Origin of the sequence: Bradyrhizobium sp. CSA112 (assembly GCF_029051645.1) — a bacterium.
GTDB lineage: Bacteria > Pseudomonadota > Alphaproteobacteria > Rhizobiales > Xanthobacteraceae > Bradyrhizobium.
The window spans coordinates 1-1,467 of the sequence record NZ_JAACFS010000100.1 but is presented as its reverse complement, the minus strand read 5'-3'; the positions used below and the strand labels follow the sequence as shown (position 1 = coordinate 1,467).

Below are 1,467 nucleotides of genomic sequence, written 5' to 3'. Positions count from 1 at the left end.
TAGTCTTACTGAGTCAGAGTGTCGCGGTCTTTGTCGACAGGAATCATATATTTGAGAAGACTCACTTTTCAGCATGGGGAGGCTGAGATGGGTCTCACAAGATCGGGAGACGTAGCGTCGCGGTTTTCGGCATATATTGAGGGTCTTGCAAGCGTGATCGGACATGCGGGACGGGCCAAACCGCTTCGCGATTACTGCACTGGGCTGATGATGCCGTGCGATCGCAAGAGTGTCGAGCCGATGGCGGCGATGACGGCTCCTGAGCGGACAGCAGCGCAGCATCAGGCGTTGTTGCATTTTGTCGGTCAAGGCGACTGGTCGGATCAGCAAGTGTTGGCCAAGATCCGTGAGTTAGTGCTGCCGGGCATCGAACGCCACGGAGAGATCGAAGCTTGGATCATCGATGATACGGGCTTTCCCAAGAAGGGGCGGCATTCGGTTGGGGTTGCGCGGCAATATTGCGGTCAGTTGGGCAAGCAAGACAATTGTCAGGTTGCCGTGACGCTTTCGCTTGCGAACCATCATGCGAGCTTGCCGGTGGCCTACCGGCTCTATCTACCAAGGGAGTGGGTGACGGATCGTGCACGCCGGCACAAAGCTGGAGTCCCCAAGGAAATCACCTTCAAGACCAAGCCGGCGATTGCACTTGATCATTTGCGTTGGGCCTGTGCGGTGGGCTTGCCGCGCGGCGTGGTACTGATGGACGCCGGCTATGGCACCGACACCGCTCTGCGTGGGAGTATTACCGAACTGGGCCTGAGCTATGTGGCCGGCATCTTGCCACAAACCTCAGTATGGGCACTCGGAACTGGACCGCGTCCGCCGAAGAAGTGGTCGGGGAACGGACGACCTCCAAAACTGCTACGGCGTGATAGCAAACACCGACCGATTTCGGCCAAGAAGCTTGCGATCGGTCTGCCAGCGCATGCTTGGCACAAGATCACGTGGCGTGAGGGTACGGCAGAACGGTTGTCTTCGCGTTTTGCCCGTGTGCGCGTCCGTCCGGCACACCGAGATTACTGGCTTGCCGAAAGCCGGCCGGAGGAATGGCTGTTGATCGAGTGGCCAGAGGGCGAGGAAGCTCCGACCAAATATTGGTTTTCAACGCTTCCGGCGAACGTTGGATTCCGTCAGCTGGTCGATATCGCCAAGCTGCGCTGGCGCATTGAGCGCGACTACCACGACCTCAAACAGGAGGTCGGCCTTGGCCACTTCGAGGGACGAAGCTGGCGTGGCTTCCACCATCATGCAACACTGTGCATTGCCGCCTACGGATTTCTGGTCTCCGAGCGGGAGACGATTCCCCCCTCAGAGACAGCCTCCACCAAGCTATTCACGCAAGCTGCAATTCCCGAAACTTATCGGCCGAGGGGATCCGCCATTGCGGCCTGAACGACACGTTCCAAATTCGATTGCGACCGTTCGGAGAAGACTGAACGCTGCTCTCGTGTCTACACTATCTCGATG

The 1,467-nt window shown here is 58.1% G+C and carries 1 protein-coding gene; it reads left to right on the top strand.

What is annotated here, in order from left to right; all coding sequences use genetic code 11:
- The first annotated feature begins 87 nt into the window (after positions 1-87).
- Complete coding sequence (locus tag GWE18_RS41825) at positions 88-1,392, top strand: IS701 family transposase (protein ID WP_275191290.1); 1,305 nt, start codon at positions 88-90, stop codon at positions 1,390-1,392.
- Positions 1,393-1,467 lie beyond the last annotated feature (75 nt).